We start from the raw sequence: 1631 nt of genomic DNA, 5'->3' as shown, positions 1-1631 counted from the left end.
TTGATATGCTCCCCATAAGGCAGACAGAGAAAAAATGTAGGAGGGAAAATGGAAAGACGAAAAGAAATAGATATAGCATATAAAATATGGCTGGTCGAAGAATGCCTTTCGGGGCGGATGCGAGGAGGGGAGGCGTCGCGGCGTGCCGGAGTAGGTGCCACAACGATGCAAAACTGGATCAGCCGGTACAAAGCGGAAGGCGTTTCAGCGTTTGAGCCAATTGAGGGACCCCGGGCCTATTGTGAAGAAGTAAAGACAAGCGCAGCAGAAGACTACCTGGCAGGTCGTGGCAGTCTGAGAGCTATTTCGGAGAAATACAAAATCCGCTCACCACAGCTTGTTATGGATTGGGTAAAAAGGTATAATTGTCATAACGAAAGCAACATGGAAACGGGAGGAATCGTTATGGCAGGCAGGCGCAGCTATACCATGGAGGAACGTATAAAAATCGTAAAAGAGCATATAGACGAGGGCAAAAGCATCAGCGTTCTGGCAAACGAACACGGCTTGCATTACAACTTGGTCAAAGGTTGGATTCAGAAGTACAAGGCCATGGGAATTTCTGGATTGGAAGACCGTCGGGGCCAGCGGAAAGTCCGGCAGATTCCCAGGACGTCAGAGGAAGAACTGCGAATTCGTATTGTCCAGTTGGAAGCGGGAGAACGGCCTTCTGAAGATGGAGCGTGATTTGTTAAAAAAGCGAGGGGATTGGAGAGGGGGACGGGCTGAGGCAATTTCAAAATGCACAACAATATGAAGCGATCCGCCAATGCTCAGAGGAACAAGGGTATCCCGTAGAAACGTTGTGCCGGATCCTCCATGTTTCCAGAGCCGGTTATTACCAGTGGCACTCGGGGAAACTCAGCCCCCGTGCCGCGGAGAACAGACGCACGCGGCTAAGGTGAAGGAGATTCACCAGGAGAGTCCAGACAAGGGTTACCGACGCATCCGAGACGATCTGGCGCGTTATTACGATACACCGGTGAACGACAAGCGGGTCCGCCGCATCTGTCAGAGTCTGGGAATTAAATCTACCATCAAATATGCCGGACATGGCTGCACAAGGTCCGCTTCAGACCCGAAGCATACGGCGGAAAACATTCTCAACCGTCAATTCCATGCGGACAGGCCCAATGAGAAATGGCTGACAGATGTGACCGAGTTCAAGTATTATGCAGGGCCAGTGGTACACAAAGTCTATCTCAGTGCTATTCTTGATTTGTGCGGCCGCAGGATCGTTGCGGCGGTCATACGGGACGCCAACGATACCACTTTGGTCTACGAGACGTTTGACAAAGCGGCAGCGAACAATCCGAATGCACACCCACTGTCCCACAGCGACAGAGGATTCCAATATACGACACAGGTATTTCATGACAAGCTGACCGCAGCCGGAATGACCCAGAGTATGTCCCGTGTTGGCAAGTGCGTTGATAACGGTCCAATGGAAGGCTTTTGGGGTATTCTCAAAAGAGAGCGTTACTATGGCAGACGCTTTACCAGCAGAGTTGAACTCGTAAATATGATTGAGGACTATATTCTTTACTACAATTCAAGACGTCTCCAGCGTGGTCTTGGGGGACGCACACCTTTTGAGATGCATGAACTGGCTTTGGCGGCATAACCACTCC

Annotated in this window: 2 protein-coding genes; both read left to right on the top strand. The window is 50.6% G+C overall.

From position 1 onward, the window contains the following. The first annotated feature begins 48 nt into the window (after window positions 1-48). A complete protein-coding gene (locus D1159_RS18830; protein WP_161847114.1) occupies window positions 49-687 on the top strand; it encodes a helix-turn-helix domain-containing protein in 639 nt (212 codons plus the stop codon). Between the two features lie 82 nt (window positions 688-769). Beyond that, complete coding sequence (locus tag D1159_RS18825) at window positions 770-1624, top strand: IS3 family transposase (protein ID WP_243152408.1); 855 nt, start codon at window positions 770-772, stop codon at window positions 1622-1624. Window positions 1625-1631 lie beyond the last annotated feature (7 nt).

It is taken from the genome of Pseudoflavonifractor sp. 524-17 (assembly GCF_009935845.1).
In the GTDB taxonomy this organism is placed as follows: domain Bacteria; phylum Bacillota; class Clostridia; order Oscillospirales; family Oscillospiraceae; genus Pseudoflavonifractor_A.
This window is presented reverse-complemented; position numbering and strand designations above follow the sequence as displayed.

Excerpts from the sequence above, each read along its gene's own strand:
- D1159_RS18830 (WP_161847114.1), top strand. The coding sequence starts at position 49 with ATGGAAAGACGAAAAGAAATAGATATAGCATATAAAATATGGCTGGTC.
- D1159_RS18825 (WP_243152408.1), top strand. The coding sequence starts at position 770 with ATGCTCAGAGGAACAAGGGTATCCCGTAGAAACGTTGTGCCGGATCCT.